The 16,033-nt window shown below is 73.0% G+C and carries 16 protein-coding genes; 7 read left to right on the top strand and 9 right to left on the bottom strand.

Features of this window, described 5'->3' with window-relative positions; translation table 11 throughout:
* Positions 1–39 precede the first annotated feature (39 nt).
* The 3 genes from ABT369_RS00175 to ABT369_RS00165 all read right to left on the bottom strand — a co-directional run bounded on the left by ABT369_RS00175 (position 40) and on the right by ABT369_RS00165 (position 2,907).
* Positions 40–804 carry a phosphodiesterase gene (locus ABT369_RS00175; RefSeq protein WP_350608965.1) on the bottom strand — a complete coding sequence of 255 codons (765 nt, stop codon included), beginning with the start codon at positions 802–804 and terminating at the stop codon, positions 40–42.
* 85 nt (positions 805–889) lie between these two features.
* On the bottom strand, positions 890–2,461 hold the full coding sequence (locus ABT369_RS00170) for an MDR family MFS transporter (RefSeq protein ID WP_350608963.1): 1,572 nt from the start codon (positions 2,459–2,461) through the stop codon (positions 890–892).
* Positions 2,458–2,907 (bottom strand): MarR family winged helix-turn-helix transcriptional regulator, encoded by a 450-nt coding sequence (locus ABT369_RS00165; RefSeq protein ID WP_350608962.1) that lies wholly within the window; start codon positions 2,905–2,907, stop codon positions 2,458–2,460. Before ABT369_RS00165 ends, ABT369_RS00170 begins: the two co-directional genes overlap by 4 nt.
* A gap of 94 nt (positions 2,908–3,001) precedes the next feature.
* Here ABT369_RS00165 and ABT369_RS00160 point away from each other — a divergent pair, with 94 nt between their 5' ends.
* On the top strand, positions 3,002–3,580 hold the full coding sequence (locus ABT369_RS00160; protein ID WP_350608960.1) for a TetR/AcrR family transcriptional regulator: 579 nt from the start codon (positions 3,002–3,004) through the stop codon (positions 3,578–3,580).
* 71 nt (positions 3,581–3,651) lie between these two features.
* Here the strand turns inward: ABT369_RS00160 and ABT369_RS00155 are convergent, their stop codons facing one another.
* Both ABT369_RS00155 and ABT369_RS00150 read right to left on the bottom strand, forming a co-directional pair.
* Complete coding sequence (locus tag ABT369_RS00155; protein ID WP_350608958.1) at positions 3,652–3,858, bottom strand: hypothetical protein; 207 nt, start codon at positions 3,856–3,858, stop codon at positions 3,652–3,654.
* A 54-nt stretch (positions 3,859–3,912) separates the two neighbouring features.
* Positions 3,913–4,413, bottom strand: coding sequence for a hypothetical protein (locus ABT369_RS00150; protein ID WP_350608957.1), 501 nt, complete (start codon positions 4,411–4,413; stop codon positions 3,913–3,915).
* Between the two features lie 425 nt (positions 4,414–4,838).
* Here ABT369_RS00150 and ABT369_RS00145 point away from each other — a divergent pair, with 425 nt between their 5' ends.
* Positions 4,839–6,818: a DUF4132 domain-containing protein gene (locus ABT369_RS00145; RefSeq protein WP_350608956.1), complete on the top strand. Its 1,980-nt coding sequence runs from the start codon at positions 4,839–4,841 to the stop codon at positions 6,816–6,818.
* Positions 6,819–7,170: 352 nt separating this feature from the next.
* On the opposite strand, the gene ABT369_RS00135 is transcribed toward ABT369_RS00145, so the two are convergent.
* Positions 7,171–8,718 (bottom strand): putative bifunctional diguanylate cyclase/phosphodiesterase, encoded by a 1,548-nt coding sequence (locus ABT369_RS00135; protein WP_350608955.1) that lies wholly within the window; start codon positions 8,716–8,718, stop codon positions 7,171–7,173.
* A 47-nt stretch (positions 8,719–8,765) separates the two neighbouring features.
* On the opposite strand from ABT369_RS00135, the gene ABT369_RS00130 reads away from it, so the two are divergent.
* From ABT369_RS00130 to ABT369_RS00120, 3 genes are all read left to right on the top strand, one after another.
* Entirely contained in the window at positions 8,766–8,921 is a 156-nt protein-coding gene (locus tag ABT369_RS00130; protein ID WP_350608954.1) for a hypothetical protein, read from the top strand.
* Between the two features lie 982 nt (positions 8,922–9,903).
* Complete coding sequence (locus ABT369_RS00125) at positions 9,904–10,455, top strand: RNA polymerase sigma factor (protein WP_350608952.1); 552 nt, start codon at positions 9,904–9,906, stop codon at positions 10,453–10,455.
* Positions 10,442–11,206, top strand: a complete 765-nt coding sequence (locus ABT369_RS00120; protein WP_350608951.1) for a hypothetical protein — start codon at positions 10,442–10,444, stop codon at positions 11,204–11,206. Before ABT369_RS00125 ends, ABT369_RS00120 begins: the two co-directional genes overlap by 14 nt.
* Here ABT369_RS00120 and ABT369_RS00115 read toward each other — a convergent pair.
* Both ABT369_RS00115 and ABT369_RS00110 read right to left on the bottom strand, forming a co-directional pair.
* A complete protein-coding gene (locus ABT369_RS00115) occupies positions 11,203–11,859 on the bottom strand; it encodes a response regulator (RefSeq protein ID WP_350608950.1) in 657 nt (218 codons plus the stop codon). The genes ABT369_RS00120 and ABT369_RS00115 overlap by 4 nt on opposite strands.
* 5 nt (positions 11,860–11,864) lie before the next feature.
* Positions 11,865–13,910, bottom strand: coding sequence for a sensor histidine kinase (locus tag ABT369_RS00110; protein WP_350608949.1), 2,046 nt, complete (start codon positions 13,908–13,910; stop codon positions 11,865–11,867).
* Positions 13,911–14,045: 135 nt separating this feature from the next.
* Between ABT369_RS00110 and ABT369_RS00105 the strand changes: the two genes are divergently transcribed.
* On the top strand, positions 14,046–14,678 hold the full coding sequence (locus ABT369_RS00105; protein WP_350608948.1) for a hypothetical protein: 633 nt from the start codon (positions 14,046–14,048) through the stop codon (positions 14,676–14,678).
* Positions 14,679–14,745: 67 nt separating this feature from the next.
* Here the strand turns inward: ABT369_RS00105 and ABT369_RS00100 are convergent, their stop codons facing one another.
* Positions 14,746–15,249 carry a chemotaxis protein CheX gene (locus ABT369_RS00100; protein WP_350608947.1) on the bottom strand — a complete coding sequence of 168 codons (504 nt, stop codon included), beginning with the start codon at positions 15,247–15,249 and terminating at the stop codon, positions 14,746–14,748.
* Positions 15,250–15,443: 194 nt separating this feature from the next.
* On the opposite strand from ABT369_RS00100, the gene ABT369_RS00095 reads away from it, so the two are divergent.
* Entirely contained in the window at positions 15,444–16,025 is a 582-nt protein-coding gene (locus tag ABT369_RS00095) for an ATP-dependent Clp protease proteolytic subunit (RefSeq protein ID WP_350608946.1), read from the top strand.
* Positions 16,026–16,033 lie beyond the last annotated feature (8 nt).

Genomic DNA, 16,033 nt, shown 5'->3' with positions numbered 1-16,033 from the left:
AATCCCGGAAACGTGCCACGCGCGGTCGGCTCAACGGCCTCAATACGCGATCACGGGCGCACCCGTGTGGCTCACCTGCACCAGATGGGTCACGCACTCACTGCCCTCGAGGCGGTGCAGCAGGAACGCGGACGGTTCCGGGACGAAGCCGACCGGGCGGCCCTCGCGCATGCCGAGGTCCACCTGACGGTACGTGCTGGGCGCAACACTCAGGATGGTCCCGGCGAACCCGGCGGTCACGACGCGGTGCAGGTGCCCGGCGAGCACCCGGACGACGTGCGGGTGGCGGCGCAGCACCTCGGCGAGCTCGGGCCCGTCGACGAGCCGGATGGCGTCCATGCCCGGGATGCCGACCCGGACCGGCGGGTGGTGCAGGCAGACGAACGCAGGCGCCCCGCCATGCCGGCCGAGCGTGTGGTCGAGCCATTCGAGCTGCTCGGGGCCGAGGATGCCGGCGTCGCCGAGCTCGGGGCGCAGGGAGTCGAGCACGACGACGCTGAAGTCGGGGTACTCGGCGACGTACGAGGTCCGCTCGAGGCCGAACGCGGCCTGCAGCGCGGCCCGGCCGTCGTGGTTGCCGGGGACGAGGTGGATCGGCACCGGGAAGTGCCCGATGAGCTCCTTGAGCACCTCGTACTCGTCCGAGCGGCCGTGGTCGACGAGGTCGCCCGTCACGATGACGCAGTCCGGGCGCGGCTCCAGGGCGAGCACGCGGGTCAGGGCCTTGTAGAGCCCGCGGGCGGGCTCGGCGGACAGGGCGCCGGTGGTGATGTGCGGATCGCTGAGATGCGCGATGAGCGGCATGCCGGCCATTTTGCGCCTGCACGCGAGCGGGCGGGGAGGCTCCAGGGGGTGAGCCTTCCCCGCCCGTGCTTTTGTGGCCGTTCGGCTACCGGGCGGCGCCGACCGGCTCGTCCGAGGCCGGCTTCTGCGCCGAGAGGTCCAGCGTGCTGCGCAGCATGGCCGGCTTCATGAGCACCGCGGCGATCACGCCCACCACCGCGATGGCCGCGGAGATGAGGAAGATGTGGCCGGTGGCGTCGCCGTACGCGGCCCGCACGATGTGCTGGAACGCGGGCGGCAGGGCGCTCAGGTTGAGGTTGGAGGTCTCGCCGCCACCGGCCGGGGCCTGGACGCCGGCGGCCGCGAGCGAGTGCGTGATGTTGTCGGTGACCCGGCGGGCCAGGACGGCGCCGAGGACCGACACGCCGATCGTGCCGCCGAGGGAGCGGAAGAACGCGACCGTCGAGCTGGCGGCGCCGATGTCCTTCAGCGGTACGGTGTTCTGCACCGCCAGCACCAGGTTCTGCATCGACATGCCGACCCCGATGCCGACCAGGAGCATCCCGAAGCTCACGAAGACCAGCGAGGTCTGGTGGTCGATGGTGGCCAGCACGCCGAAGCCCGCGACGAGCACCACGGTGCCCGCGATGATGTAGGGCTTGATCTTCCCGGTGCGGGTGATGAGCTGCCCGACCACGATCGAGGACAGCAGCACGCCGGCCATGAGCGGGATGGTGAGCAGGCCCGCCTCGGTCGGGGTGTAGCCGCGGCCGATCTGGAAGTACTGACCCAGGAAGACGGCGCCTCCGAACATCGCCATGCCGACCGCGAGGCTCGCGAGGATCGACAGGGCCGTGGTGCGCTGCTTGACGATGTTCAGCGGCACGACCGGCTCGGCGGCGCGGGACTCCACCCACACGGCGAGCGCGAGCAGCACCACACCGGCGCCGACCATGGCCGCGGTCTGCCAGGACGCCCACGCGAACGAGCCGTCGACGAAGGAGACCCAGACCAGCAGCACGCTGACACCGGCCGCGATGAGCGTGGCGCCCAGGTAGTCGATCTTCAGGTTGTCGCGCTTGATGGTCACCAGGTGCAGGGTCTTCTGCAGCACGACGAGGGCCAGGATGGCCACCGGCACGCCGACGAAGAAGCACCAGCGCCAGCCGAGCCAGGAGGTGTCGACGATGACGCCGCCGAGCAGCGGGCCGCCGACGGTGGCGACGGCCATGACGCCACCGAGGTAGCCGTTGTAGCGCCCGCGCTCGCGGGGCGGGATCATCGCGGCGATGACCACCTGGACGAGCGCCTGCAGGCCGCCGACGCCGATGCCCTGGAAGGCCCGGGCGGCGATGAGCTCGCCGGTGTTCTGCGCCATGCCGCTGATGATGGAGCCGATCACGTAGATCACGATCGAGACCTGGACGAGGACCTTCTTGCTGTACAGGTCCGAGAGCTTGCCCCAGATCGGGGTCGTCGCCGTGGCGGCGAGCAGGGTTGCCGTGACGACCCAGGTGTACTGCGTCTGCGTGCCGTTGAGCGCGCCGATGATCTTCGGCAGCGCGGTCGAGACGATCGTGGAGCTGACCATCGCGACGAACAGCGCGAGCAGCAGGCCGCTGAGCGCCTCCAGCACTTGCCGATGGGTCATCGGCTCCTCGGTGTGCGTCTGACTCATCGTGTTGCCTCCATGGTTTGGTTCTCGCGCAGCGACTGCGCAAATCGGTGCAGCAGGCCGGCGAAGTGTTCGGCTTCGGCGGGGGTCCAGTCCCGCAGGGCGCCCGCGAGCAGGGTGGTGTAACGCTCCTCGGCCTTCGCGAGGGCGTCGCGGCCCTCGTCGGTGAGCTCGAGGAAGCTGGCCCGCCCGTCGTGCGGGTCGGCGACGCGGCGCACGAGCCCGTCCTGGACGAACGCGCTGACCGCCCGGCTGGTGGTCGACTGGTCGAGCGCACAGGCCGCGGCGAGATCCTTGAGGTGCAGCCGCGGATGGCGCTCGATCACGGCGAGCATCCCGGCCACCCCGGGCGCGACCATGCCGGGCCCGGCCTGGTGCTGCTGCTTCACGCACCGCACGACCTTCATGAGCTCGCGCAGCCCGTCGCGCAGCGCGACGACATGCTCCACTCGGACCCCTCCCGCAATACTTGCCTGATACAAGCATCCAAAAAACTTGCCCTCTGCGCAAGTTTGCCCAATGAGAACTAGGTAACATCGTGGCGTGGGAACAGGCCTGCGGGAACGCAAGAAGATCGCCACCCGCCAGGCCCTGCACGAGGCCGCGGTGGCTCTGTCGATCGAGCACGGCGTGGACAAGGTGACGGTGGAGGCGATCGCGGACGCGGCCGAGGTGTCGCGGCGGACGTTCTCGAACTACTTCGCGAGCAAGGAGGAGGCGCTGCTGTACGGCGACCAGCAGCGCGTGCGCCGCCTGGTCTCCGCCGTGGCGGAGCGCCCGCCGTCGGAACCCCCGTGGGCGGCCCTCACCGCGGCGGCCCTGGAGTTCCAGCGCGACCTCGGCTCCCGCGACCCGCACTGGGTGACCCAGGTCCGGCTCGTGCGCCGGCACCCGGCCCTGGCGGCGCAGCAGGTCTCGACGTACGCGTCGATGGAGGACGAGCTGACGACGGAGATCGCGCGCCGCTCCCCCGCGTCCCCGATGCACGCCCGCTTGATGGCGGCGGCGTTTTTGGTCGCGATGCGCGTGGCGGTGCAGGTGTGGCTGGACCGCCCCAAGGGCACGCCGCTGGCCGACGTGATGCACGAGTCCCTGAACGACATGGGCGCCGCGTTCCGCTGACCCGCACTCACAGCGAAGGCGGGCCCATCCGTCGCCGGAGGAACCCGCCTCTGCGCGGCACTACGGGCGGGTCACAGCCTGAACCCGCGACCGAGATAGTCGCCCACCTCGTCGACGTTGAGCCAGCTGCACTGTCCAGTGGCAAGATCCACGCGAATCGGCATGTTGCCGCCGAGCTCGGCCAGTTCGTCTCCTTCGTCGAGCGCCGCCACGGAGTTCCAGGGAACGATCAGGACCGAGCCGTCGACGAAGGCAATCTCCGGCCGAGAAAGCGGCACTGGCCGGTGGCGAGGTCAACCCGAATCGGCATGTTGCCGCCGAGCGCGCCGAACTCAGGACGCCGTGATCATCGGCCCGTACTGCTCCATGACGTCCCGGCCGACCTCCCGGATGTCGGCATTCCAGTGGGCTTCCGCCTGCTGGACGAGGTTCCGCAGCACCGGCCACATCTCCAGCGCGATGAGGATCTCGGCCACCCGGCTGTAGTCGATCTCATCGGCGTCCGGTAGACGGTCCATCGCCCAGCAGGCGACCTTCTCCCGGACGACGGCTCGCGAACCACGCTGCAGCGCGCGCCGGGCGTTGCCCGCCCACCCTTCGGACAGTGCGATGTAGGCGAGCGATTCGGCGAGCTCCGGGACGTCGGCGGGCAGATGCTGCAGAAACTGCAGGGCCGCCGACCGCTCACGGTTCGAACCCCGCAGGGCCTGTCGCAGGACCTCCGCTCGGCCAGTCGCGCGCTGGTAGAACTCGGCTCGCAGCCGCGACAGCGTCTGCTCCGCTTCCACGACGGCCGCCCACAGATCGCGATCGGCCGCTGTTGCTTCGATCATTTGCCTGGCTCCCGTGGCTAGTCGTTCCGCGGCTGTTTCACGACGTTGACCCAATCCATGGTCTTGATGAGGCCAACGAAATCCGTCAGGACATTGCGCTGGCCGACGTGCTGCACGGGTAACGGTGGGTGACGTTGGGTAGTCGCCGGCGGTTCCGCGGTGGTGACACGCCGAATCCGTTGTGGTGCATAGAAAAGACGCAGCACCCCGGTATGAAGGTGGTCCTTTCACAGATCAACTTCATAGGGCGCTGCGTCGACGATGAGTGTCACATACGCCTCGGTCCTGCCGGTACGCGAGGAGACAACCGGTACGCGAGGAGACAACACGAATAGGATGCGGCTTCGGCGCATGCCTCGGTTGCCGAATGAGTTCGGGACGAGGTTGATGTCCGAACTCATCCGTGACCTGCGTGAGGTGTCTGCGTGACCACGACGGACCTGCCGCCGACGACCGACCCGGCGGCCACTGGGCACGACGGGCTGCCGGATGTGCTCGTCACCCCGCCGTGGTCCCGCCGCTGCGAGCCGGTCGTGGTGCCCGGCCTGACCCGCTCCGCGCCGCTGGCATCCGACGGCACGCCGGGAGCCGACGCGCTGCACGCCGTGCCGGACCTCGTCGCGTTGTCGCGGGAGATGGTCACCGAGACGACGCTGCGGCTGCTGCCGTTCACCGGCCCGGAGCTGGCTGACCTGATGATGGAACTGCGGGTGAAGTCCCGGTCAGCGTGGACCCGCGACCTCGCGCGGCAGTGGCTGTCCCGCCACCCGGCCGCCGCCGCCCGCGATCTCGTGCCGCCGGCCCTGGAGGAGCCCGGCCCGCGCCGCGAACTCGCCGAGCACGCACTGCTGGCGCTCGCCACGGACGGTCACCGAGATCTGGTACTCGCCGCCGCCGACAACTACGGTTCGGCGGCCGGCGCCGCGATCCGGGCGATGTTCGACACGGATCCGCTCGAGCGGCTGCCCTCGACGTTGCCGAAGATCCCGCGCTGGGTCGGCGTGCCGACGCTGCCGACGATCCGGCTGCGGGACGGCGTGCGGACCCTGCCGGTCGAGTCGGCGCGGCACGTGGTCACCATGCTCTCGCTGTCCCAGCCCGCCCTGCCGTATGCGGGTCTGGAGATCGTGAAGGACGTCTGCGACCCCGTCTCGCTGGCCGCCTTCGGCCGGGCCCTCCTGCTGCGCTGGGTCGACGCCAACTGTCCGTCGGTCGGCCGATGGGCGCTCGACATGCAGGGCCTCATCGGCGACGACGAGACGGCCCGCAGGCTGGGTCCGCTGATCCGCTCCTGGCCCGGTTACCAGGACCACACCCGGGCCGCGCGCGGCCTCGACGTGCTCACCGCGATCGGCACCGACGTGGCGCTCATGCATATCCAGGGTGTCGCCGACAAAGCCTCCAAGCACAGCACCCGCCGGCTCGCCAAGGAGCGGCTGGAGACCCTGGCCCGGGACACCGGTCTCACCCTGGAGCAGCTCGCGGACCGCCTCGTGCCCGACCTCGGTCTCGACACCGACGGCAGCCTCAGCCTTGACTACGGGCCGCGCCGGTTCATCGTCGGCTTCGACGAGCACCTCATGCCCTTTGTTACCGACGCCGCCGGTACCCGCCGCGCCGCGCTGCCCAGGCCCGGAGTGAAGGACGACCCGGTCGCCGCGCCCGCCGCGTACCAGCGGTTCCTCGGGTTGAAGAAGGACGTGCGGACCGTGGCGGCCGACCAGATCCGCCGCCTCGAGCGCGCCATGGCCGACCAGCGCCGGTGGAGCAGTGCGGAGTTCCACCGGTACCTGGTGGGACATCCGCTGCTGTGGCACGTCGCGCGCCGGCTGCTCTGGGTGACGTCCGAGGGCCCCGACGGTGGCGAGGCGTGCTTCCGGGTGGCCGAGGACCGCACGTACGCCGACGTGGAAGACGAGCCGATCGTCGTCACCGCGACCGCAACGGTGTGGCTTGCGCACCCGCTCCGGCTCGGCGACCGGTTGGCGGCGTGGGCGGAGGTGTTCGCCGACTACGAGGTCCTGCAGCCGTTCGCGCAGCTGGGTCGCGACGTCCACGTGCTGACCGACAACGAGCGTACCGCCCACAGCCTCGACCGGCAGGACGGCCGCACCGTCCACGTCGGACGGCTCCTCGGGCTGGTGCGCCGCGGCTGGCGGATGGGCAAGGTCGGCGACGGCGGCATGCTGTGCACTATGGAGCGCGACCTGCCCGGCGGCCTCGTCGCCTCGATCGACCTCGACCCCGGCATGTTCATCGGCGACGTCACCGCCGAACAGCAGCAGACCCTCGGCAACGTGTGGCTGCCCACCCACGCCGACGGCAAGCTCGTCCCCGGCTTCGGCGCGATCGACCCGGTCGCTGTGTCGGAGCTCATCCATGATCTACAGGAAGTCAGTCAGTGAGTCATTCCGTGCAACGTCGTGATTACTGAGGGTCTCATGTGGTGCTGGCGTGGTCGAAGTGGAGCAGGACGAGTGCTGCGGCGACCATGTTCCCGATCCGCCAGGGGCACAGGCTGACGTTGCGTAGCGCTTTGACCTGCCTTTGAGGAGGGCATTGCCGCGTTCGGCGATCGCGCGGACGGCGTTGTGGGCCTGGTTGAGCCGCTGTTGGTGCAGGGTGAGGCGGCCGCCTTTGGGGTCTTGAACGCCACGGTGATGGTGCCGGTCTTGCCTTCGTAGCCGGGGTCGCCGAGGGTGCGCAAGTCGCTGCCTGCGGCGGTGAGGGCGGCCGGGATCTCGGTGTGGGTGACGGCTACCAGGTGCGCTGGCGGACCAGAGCTGCCTCGATGCGCTCCGCCGGGCCCGGTGGGCCGTAGTAGTGGCCCTGGCCGTAGCGGCACCCCGCGCGGCGCACCAGCTCCAGGTGCTCCTCCGCCTCCAGGCCGTGCGCCACCACCGTCACGCCCAGGCGGCGGCCCAGGCCCACGACCACGTCGATGATCGGTGCCGCCCGGCCCCTGCTCGCCACCGGGCTCGTGAACAGGGTGCGGTCCACCTTCAACAGGTCGGTCGGCAGGCGGCGCAGGTGGGCCAGGGAGGCGGAGCCGGTGCCGAAGCCGTCCAGCGCGGTGCGGACCCCGACGGCGCGGACGGTCGCCATGGGCTCGGTCACCCGCTCCAGGTCGGCGCCGACCTCGCGCTCGGCGAGCTCGATCACGAAGTCCCGCGGCTGGATCTGGTGGCTGTCCAGGGCCAGGCTCAGCCGGGCCGGGAAGGTCGGGTCCACGAAGTCGTCGAAGCCCGCGTTCACCGAGATCCAGAGGTGGTACCCCTCATGCTGCCACAGCGAGAGCTGCCGGGCCGCGCGCGTGAGGACCCAGTCGGTGATCGGGGCCGTCAGGTTCAGCTCGCGGGCCACCGCCAGGGTCTCCGCGGGCGGCACGGTGCCCAGGCGCGGGTGGCGCCAGCGCAGCAGGGCCTCGACGCCGATCGGGTGGCCCTCCACGAGGTCGTACACGGGGTGGTAGGCCAGATCCAGCTCGCCCCGCTCGATCGCGCGGGGCAGGTGCTGCTCCAGCGTGGCCCGCCGGACGTAGGCCACCTCGGCGGCCTCGTCGTGCCACTGCACGCGGCCGCGGCCGGTGCGCTTGGCCCGGCGCAGGGCCAGGTCGGCGCGGCGCAGGGCGTCCTCGGGGCCGCCGCCGGCCGGGGCCAGGCCGATGCCGGCGGAGAGGCGCAGCACCGTGCCGGGCACGGCGTACGGCTCCCCGAGCTCCCCCGCCAGGCGCGTCGCGAGCGTGTACGCGCGCACCCGGTCGGCCCGCGTGAACACCGCGAACTCGTCGCCGTTGAGGCGGGCGGCCACGTCGCCGGGGGCGATCGCGGCGCGGATGCGGCCGGCCACCTCGACCAGCAGGGCGTCGCCGACGCCGGGGCCGTGCAGGTCGTTGACGCCGGCGAAGCCGTCCAGGCCGACGGTGACCAGGAACCCGGTGCCGGCGGCCAGCTCGCGCAGCAGGGCGCCCCGGTTGGCCAGGCCCGTGAGCGGGTCGTTGCGCGTGCTGCGCCGCAGGCTGCGCTCCAGCTCGAGCCGCTCCTCGGCGTCGCGCAGGTGCACGACGACGCCGGCGACCGCGGGGTCGTCGCGCAGGTCGCTCACGGTGCAGTCCACGTGCCGCCAGACCCCGAAGCCGTCGAAGATCCGGGTCCGCAGCGGTGCCGTCGTGCCCGGGCCGTCCGCGAGGGCCGCCCGGACCGTGGCCACGTCCCCGGCGTGCACGAGACGCACGAAGGGGCGCCCGAGCACCTCCTGGTCGGACAGGCCGAACTGGCGCGCCGCGGCGGGCGACTGCCAGCGCACCCAGGTCCTCGGCGAGCACCAGGATCACGTCGCTGGAGCCGGCCACGATGGTCGCGAACGCGCTGCGGGTCGCCGCGAGCTCGCCGCTGAAGCGCCGGGTCACCAGCGCCTCGACGATCTCGCGGAGCACGACGACGAGCACGGCGGCCGCACCCACCACCATCGCCGGGGTGCCGATGCGACCTCGGCTCACCAGCGCGTAGAGCACCGCGGCGGCCCCGGCGAGCACCGGCGCGACCAGCAGCGGGTCGCCGATCAGCGTGCCGTCGGTGACGCGGGCGGTCTTGGCGCGCCCGTCGAGCGAGCGGCGGGCGCCGGCCCAGACCAGTACCGAACCCAGAACGAGCAGGCCTCCGGCGGACAGCAGCCAGGCGTCGTGCCGGGCGGGCTCGGCGGGTAGCAGCGGCACGATCGCGAGGGCGAGCACGGTGAGGGCCACGCCGCCGGCGGCGGTGACGGCGGCCCCGCGCGGGAACGGCGCCCGCACGCCGCTCACCACCGCGATCGTGAGCCCGAGGATGGCCAGCAGGCAGGTGACGAAGACGGTGCGGCTCGCCTCGCCGCGCTGCTCCAGGACGAGTACGAGCAGCGTCAGGAACTTCCAGAGGGCCACGCAGATCCCGTCGAGGCCGCGGCGCAGCGCGGCACCGGGGCCGGCCGCGACGCCGGGCAGGTGCAGCAGGCCCGCGACGAGCGCCAGCCCGGCGACCGGCGCCGCGACGGGCGCGGTGGACGGCAGCGCGGCGCACACCCCGGCGGCGACGAGCCCCGCGGCGAGGCCGCCGGCACTCGCCACCGTCCGGCGCCCGCCGCCGGCCCGGTGCGACGCGACCGCGAGGCCGATCAGCCGGCCCGCGTGCAGGAGCCCGGAGACGGCCGCGGCCACGAGCACGGCGGCGGGGACGGCCAGCCCGAGCGGCGGGCCGCCGAGCAGGACCGCGGCGGCGGCCGTCAGGGTCAGCGGCGCGGACGCCGTCAACCAGCGCTGCCGGGATCTGTGCGCGCCGCCGACTCCTGGTCGCATGGAGGGGTCCGTTCGCTCGCCGGGAAGGGGGGTTCGGGCTAGCTGACCCCGGTAACGACCCCGATCCGAGAGGGTGACGGCGGCCGCTCGATCGGTCACCCTTCAGGCGTACCGTGTGGCCACTGGACGGAATCGGGGTCGTTCGGCTCTCTATAGACGTGATGCACGAGATTGGTACGGCACCGGAGGACTTCGCGGAGTTCTACCGGACCGAGGCGGCGCGGGTGCAGCACGTCATGTGCGCGTTCGCCGGCCGCGAGCTCGGTGCGGAGGCGGCCGCGGAGGGCTTCGCCCGGATGCTCGAGCGCTGGGACCGGCTGCGCGAGCTGGGGCCGCCCCAGCGCCGCGCGTACGTGCTGACGACCGCGAAGAACTATGCGCGGCGGCGGGCGGAGGCGGAGTCGCGGTACATCGGTCTGGAGGACCGGCCGTGGACCGAGCCCTCCGCGGACGACGACGGCCTCGGCCGGGTCGAGGACAGCCTCGGCCTCGAGGGGGCGGTGCGGCGGCTCATCGACTCGTTGCCGCCCCGGCGGCGCCAGGTGGCGCTGCTCTACTTCCTGCACGACGACGGCTACGCGCAGATCGCGAGCGTGCTCGAGATGAGCGAGTCGACCGTGCGCACGCACGTGGCAGAGCTGCGCAAGGTGCTGCAGCCGTACGTGCGCCGATTCCAGCAGATCATGGAGGCGAGTGAGCATGGCCGAGCATGACGTGACCCGGGAGCTCGTGCGCCGCGCGTACGCCGACGAGCCCTTCGACGCCGAGGCGGGCCTCGCCGAGGTGGTGCGGCGGGCCGGGCGGCCGCCGGTCGACGAGCCGGAGGAGGTCATCGAGCGCCGGCACACGGTGAACGTGCGGCGCCGGCGCCGGGTCGCCCTGGCGGGCGTCTTCGCGGGGGTGGTCGGCCTGGTGCTGGTCATCGGGGTGGCCACGGGGCGCCTCGGCGGCGGGTTCCAGGACGCCTCCCAGGTCGGCGTCGGCGGCCCCAGCCTCAGCGGCGACCACCCCAGCCAGTGGACGACCGGCAGCCTGCCGACGAACGCGTGGCCCTCGGGCGGCCCGACCCCGACGATCGGCGGCGGGGAGATTCCGGGCGGCCCGAGCAGCCTGCTGCCGAGTCAGTGCGCGGTCGGCATGCACCTGAAGTTCGAGAACGGCCAGTTCACGGCCACCGACGCGGTCGGCACCTGCCCGCCGCTGGACCCGAAGCGGATCTGGCTGCTCGACGACCACTCCAACGGGCTGCTCTTCCCGGGCTCCGGCACGGTGTGGCCGACGGTCACGACCGGCACCACGATCTCGCCGCCGTTCACGTTCACGGTGCCGAGCATCACGACGCTGCAGGAGCACCACGCCTACGAGCTGTACTACCTGCCGGCCGACGTCCACCCGACGCCGGGCCAGGACGCCTCGCCGGTGCTCCAGCACGCCATGATGATCTCGGGCCCGGTCGTGCCCTAGGAAAGGCCCAGCCCGGCCTCGCGGGCGCGGACGATGGCCTCGGCCCGGTCGGCGACCCGCAGCTTGGCGAAGACGTTGGACACGTTGTTGCGCACGGTCTTCTGGGACAGGAACAGCACCTGGGCGATCTGCGCGTTGGAGCGGCCGGCCGCGAGCAGTTCGAGGATCTCGCGCTCGCGGGCGGTCAGCTCCGGGAAGGCCGTGCTCGCGGACGGGGGGCCGGCGGCGAAGAACTCGGCGATGCGCCTGGCGAGGGTGGCGCCGAAGACCGCGCCGCCGGCCGCGACCGTGGTGATCGCGCGCACGATCTCCTCCTGCTCGGCCCCCTTCACGAGATAGCCGCGGGCGCCGGCGCGTACGGCCGCGAAGACGGTGCCGTCGTCCTCGGACATGGTGAGCACCACGACGCCGGACTCGGGGGCCTCGGCCGCGAGCCGCCGGGTGGCCTCGATGCCGTTCAGATCCGGCATCTGTACGTCCATGACGACGACGTCCGGCCGCCGCGCCACGGCCAGCTCGACCGCCTCGAGCCCGGTGGCCGCCGTGCCGACGACCTCGAGTCCGTCGACCGAGCCGAGCAGGACGGCGAGCCCGTCGCGGAAGATCGGGTGGTCGTCGGCGACGAGGACCCGGATCGCGCGGTCGTTGGTCATGGCGGTCAGCCTAGTGCCGGGGCGGGCAGGGGCAGGTGGGCGCGCACGAGCGTGCCGCCGTCCGCGGGGCACTCGATCTCGCAGCGGCCGCCGAGCTCGGCCGCCCGCTCGCGCAGGGAGACGAGGCCGACGCCGCTCGGGGTGCCGGGCGCGATCCCGGTGCCGTCGTCGCGAACCTCGACCGTGAGCGCGCCGTCGCCGGCGGTCAGCGCGACCGTGCAGGTCGCGGCGTTCGCGTGCTTGGTGACGTTGGTCAGGGCCTCGGAGGCGATGCGGTACGCCGCCACCTCGACCGCCGCCGGCAGGTCCGCCGGGAGCGAGGCCGAGACCCGCGTGGTCAGCCCGGGCGCGCGGAGGCGCTCGGCGAGCTGCCCGACCGCGCCGGCCAGGCCGACGTCGTCCAGCGCGGGCGGGCGCAGGTCGTGCACCAGCCGCCGCACGTCGGCGAGCGCGGTGGAGACGTCCTCGCGGGCCTGCCGCAGGATCTCGTCGGCCCGCTCGGGCGCCCGCGACAGCAGGTTCCGGGCGGTGTCGATGCGCAGCGCGACGCCCCCGAGCGCGGGTCCGAGGCCGTCGTGCAGGTCGCGGCGGACCCGGCGGCGCTCCTCCTCCCGCGCGCCGACCAGCCGCTCGCGGCTCACCTGCAGCTCGGCCGCGAGGTAGCTGGAGCGGGCCGCGGCCGCCGCCTGGCGGACCACGTCGGCGAGCAGGCGCTCGTCGCGAGGGGAGAGCGCGGTCCGGTAGCCGCCGGCGGCGAGGATGAGGCGGCCGACGGTCTCGTCGCGGTACGTGATCGGCATCGTCTGCACGTCCGCGGGCGCCGTGCCGTGCTCGGCCAGCAGCGCCTGCCCGCCGGTGCGGTGGACCTCGACGGCGACGTAGGGCGAGCGGAACGCCTCGGCGACGCTGCGCACGACGGCCAGCAGCTGGTGCTCGGGGCTGTCGGAGCGCTCGAGCTGTTCGGCGAGGCCGGAGATGATGCGGTACGGGTCGTGCCGCTGCCCCAGCACCACACGCTGGACCAGCACCCACAGGCGGTTGCGCAGCGGGCCGTAGACCAGCAGCACCACGAGCAGGCCCACCAGCGCCGCGCCCCGGTCGCCGAGCATGGTGGTGACGAGCGCGAGGATCGCCGCGTCGACGAGCACCACGATGGCGGCCAGGGCACCGTAGAGCACCGTGCCGCCGAGCAGCCGGTCGATGTCGATCAGCTGGGGGCGCAGCACGCCGATCGCGATGGCCCCGCCGGTGATCGCGATCGCCACGAACAGCCCGGCGCCGAGCACCGACTGGGGCAGCACGAGCGCGGAGAGCATGACGAGCACGTCCACCACGCCGGCCCACAGCAGCCATCGCATGCGGGTGCGCTGCAGTCCGGTCGCCGCACGGTACCGGCGGAAGACCACGGCGAAGGGGACCAGCAGGCTCAGGGGCAGCGCGGCGTAGCCGATCCGCAGCAGCACCTGCCAGGCGGCGTCGGGCAGCGGCAGGGCGAGCAGGTCGATCGACAGGCCGCGCACGGCGGCGGGCGCGGGGCCGTCGTCCATCGCGTCGGCGATGCGCGCGGGCACGAACAGCAGCGTCGTGGGCAGGATCGCCGTCGCGCCCAGGCTGCCCAGCACGGCCCAGCGCCACCGGCCGCGGGGCGGGTGCCCGTCGGGGTAGAAGACGAGCAGCAGCGGCAGGGAGAACAGCAGGCCGGCGCCGACGCGCTGGTACACCCAGTAGGCGAACGCCGTCCCCTCCGGCACCGGGCTGTGCGCGACCGCATGGGCGACGTAGGCGACCGCGGCCCCGTCGAGCGCCCAGTGCAGCCCGCTCGCGCACAGGATCCACGCGACCGCGTTGCGCGGCACCCGGTGCACGAGCAGCCCGCCCGGCACCGCGAGGGCGAGCCCGGCCAGGCCCGAGATCCAGCCGGCCTCGAGCCCGTCGTCCGCCCGCTGCCGCGCCCCGATCCGCGCCTCGAGCGCGACGGAGGCGACGGTCGCGGCGAGCGTGAGGCACACGAACACGCCGCCGACCAGGGTGGGCACGCGGGGCTTGAACACCCGGTCATGGTGCCATCCGAGGTGTCCCGAAGGCCCGAGGACCGCAGTCCCGTCCGGTGCGGGACACGACGGGGGACGGTGCCGGGGTCGCCGGACCCTGCCGCCCGGGTCGGCCGGCGCCGCAGAGTTCCCGGCATGACCATTCGAACTGAACCGATTCCCGCTCGTACCGACCTTTCGCCCACCGTCACCGCCCGCATCTCGACCGGCCCGACCCGGGCGCTGGCCCTGGGCCTGGCCGCCGGTACCCTGACCTGGGCGGCCACCATCTTCACGGTCGGCAGCAACCCGACCGACTCCCTCGGCAAGACCATCGCCGACCTGGGCGGCGGCGCCTTCCAGCTCGGCCTCTTCGGCCTGCTGGCGATCCAGCTCCGCACCGCGGCCACGGGCACCTCGAAGGCGGCGCGCGGCATGCTGTACGTGGAGCACGCCCTGCTCGCCGTCGCGACCGTGTGGAGCTTCCTGCACGCGATCCCGGCCCTGCGCGACGCCGTCTGGCTGGTGCCGATGGACGTGTTCTGGCCGCTGTCGATGGTGGGCATGTTCGTGATCGGCCTGAAGATCCTGTTCACCGCCCGCTGGCGCGGCGCGGCCCGGATCTGGCCGACGGTCGCCGAGAGCTGGGCCGTGGTGACGGTGCCGACGTTCGCCATCCTGGGCTCACCGGCCGCCGACTACGTGGGCGGGACGCACCTGCTGGTGGGTTACGCGGCGCTGGGGCTGATCCTGGCCGCCCGCCCGGAGCTGACGGGGGCCCGCGCATGACCCGCTGGGCCGGCCCCTGTTGACCCGCATCGTCCGGCGGCTCCGGCCGCCGGACACACGCGGGATGTCAGGCCTTCTTGGCCGCCACGGGCAGGACCGCCCGGTCCGGGTTGACGTGCAGCACGCTGAACACGATCGGGTCGCCTGCGGGCCAGCCGATCGCCAGGCGGTGGGTCTCGCGCGTAGCCGGGAACAGCATCCGGCCCGTCGCCACGACCGGCAGGCCCAGTTTGGCGGGCTGGGCGCCGCGGTTCTTGATGTTGCCGCCCACGACGTTGATGAGCTCCCCCATCGCGTCCGTCACGTCGCGGTCGGTGATCTCGGCGGCGTCCATGGCCAGCATGATCGCGGTGATGTCGCCGGCCGCGCTCGGCGGGACGAGCACGCGGACGTGGCCCTCCCAGGCGCCGGTGATCGACACGGCGGCGGTGATCGCCTTGGCGTCCTGCACGGGCGGGGCGTCGACCGCGGTGGCGTCGGGCTGCTGGAGGTAGGCGTCCCAGACCTCGTGCACGATCTCGGCGAGGTCCTGGTCCACCAGTCCGGACTCTGCGGTGGAAACGTCCGCCATGGCGGCTCCCGACGGTTGCGACGCGGCACCGCCTGCCGGTGCCTCCTCACCGCATGGTGCCAGCCTAGGGTTTCAACGCGACCGGTTTGCCACATTTGCGCGGGCCGGACCGGGGCACCGAGGGGGTTTCAGCCCGGAGCGGAAACCGGGAACGGCACGCGGCCGGATCACCGATTCTCGCCTATGTTCGGCTGATGCGCCCTTACTACGAACGGCGGGACGAGGAGCCGACGCCGGCGCCGGCCCAGCACGCGCCCTGGCTCGACGAGCAGCTGTTCGGCCGGCGCATGGTGTTCCTGCGCGGGCCGATCGAGCCCGAGATGGCCGCCCGGGCGGCGGCGACGCTGCTCGCGCTCGACGCCGCCGGGGCCGAGCCGATCAGCCTGCACCTCAGCGCCGAGCAGGGCCACCTCGCGGCGGTCTGGACGCTCGTGGACGCCATCGACTCGATCGACGCCCCGGTGCACGCCACCGCCGTCGGCGAGGTGAGCGGGGCGGCGCTCGGGGTGTTCTGCGCCGCGGCCGAGCGCTCCGCGTTCGCGCACGCGCGGTTCCGGCTCGCCGAGCCGAAGGTCTCCTCCCCCGGCGGCACGGCTGACCAGGTGGTGGCCGAGGCCGGGCGCTACCTGCGCGACCTGGAGGACCTGATCCTGCGCATCGCGGGCGCCACGGGCCAGGCCCGCTCCCGGGTCGAGGACGACCTGCAGTCCGGCCGGGTGCTCACCGCGGCGGAGGCGATCGACTACGGACTGATCGGCGGCATCGTCAGACGCTGAGCCGGCCC

This window comes from Dactylosporangium sp. NPDC000244 (assembly GCF_040300725.1).
In the GTDB taxonomy this organism is placed as follows: domain Bacteria; phylum Actinomycetota; class Actinomycetes; order Mycobacteriales; family Micromonosporaceae; genus Dactylosporangium.
This window is presented reverse-complemented; position numbering and strand designations above follow the sequence as displayed.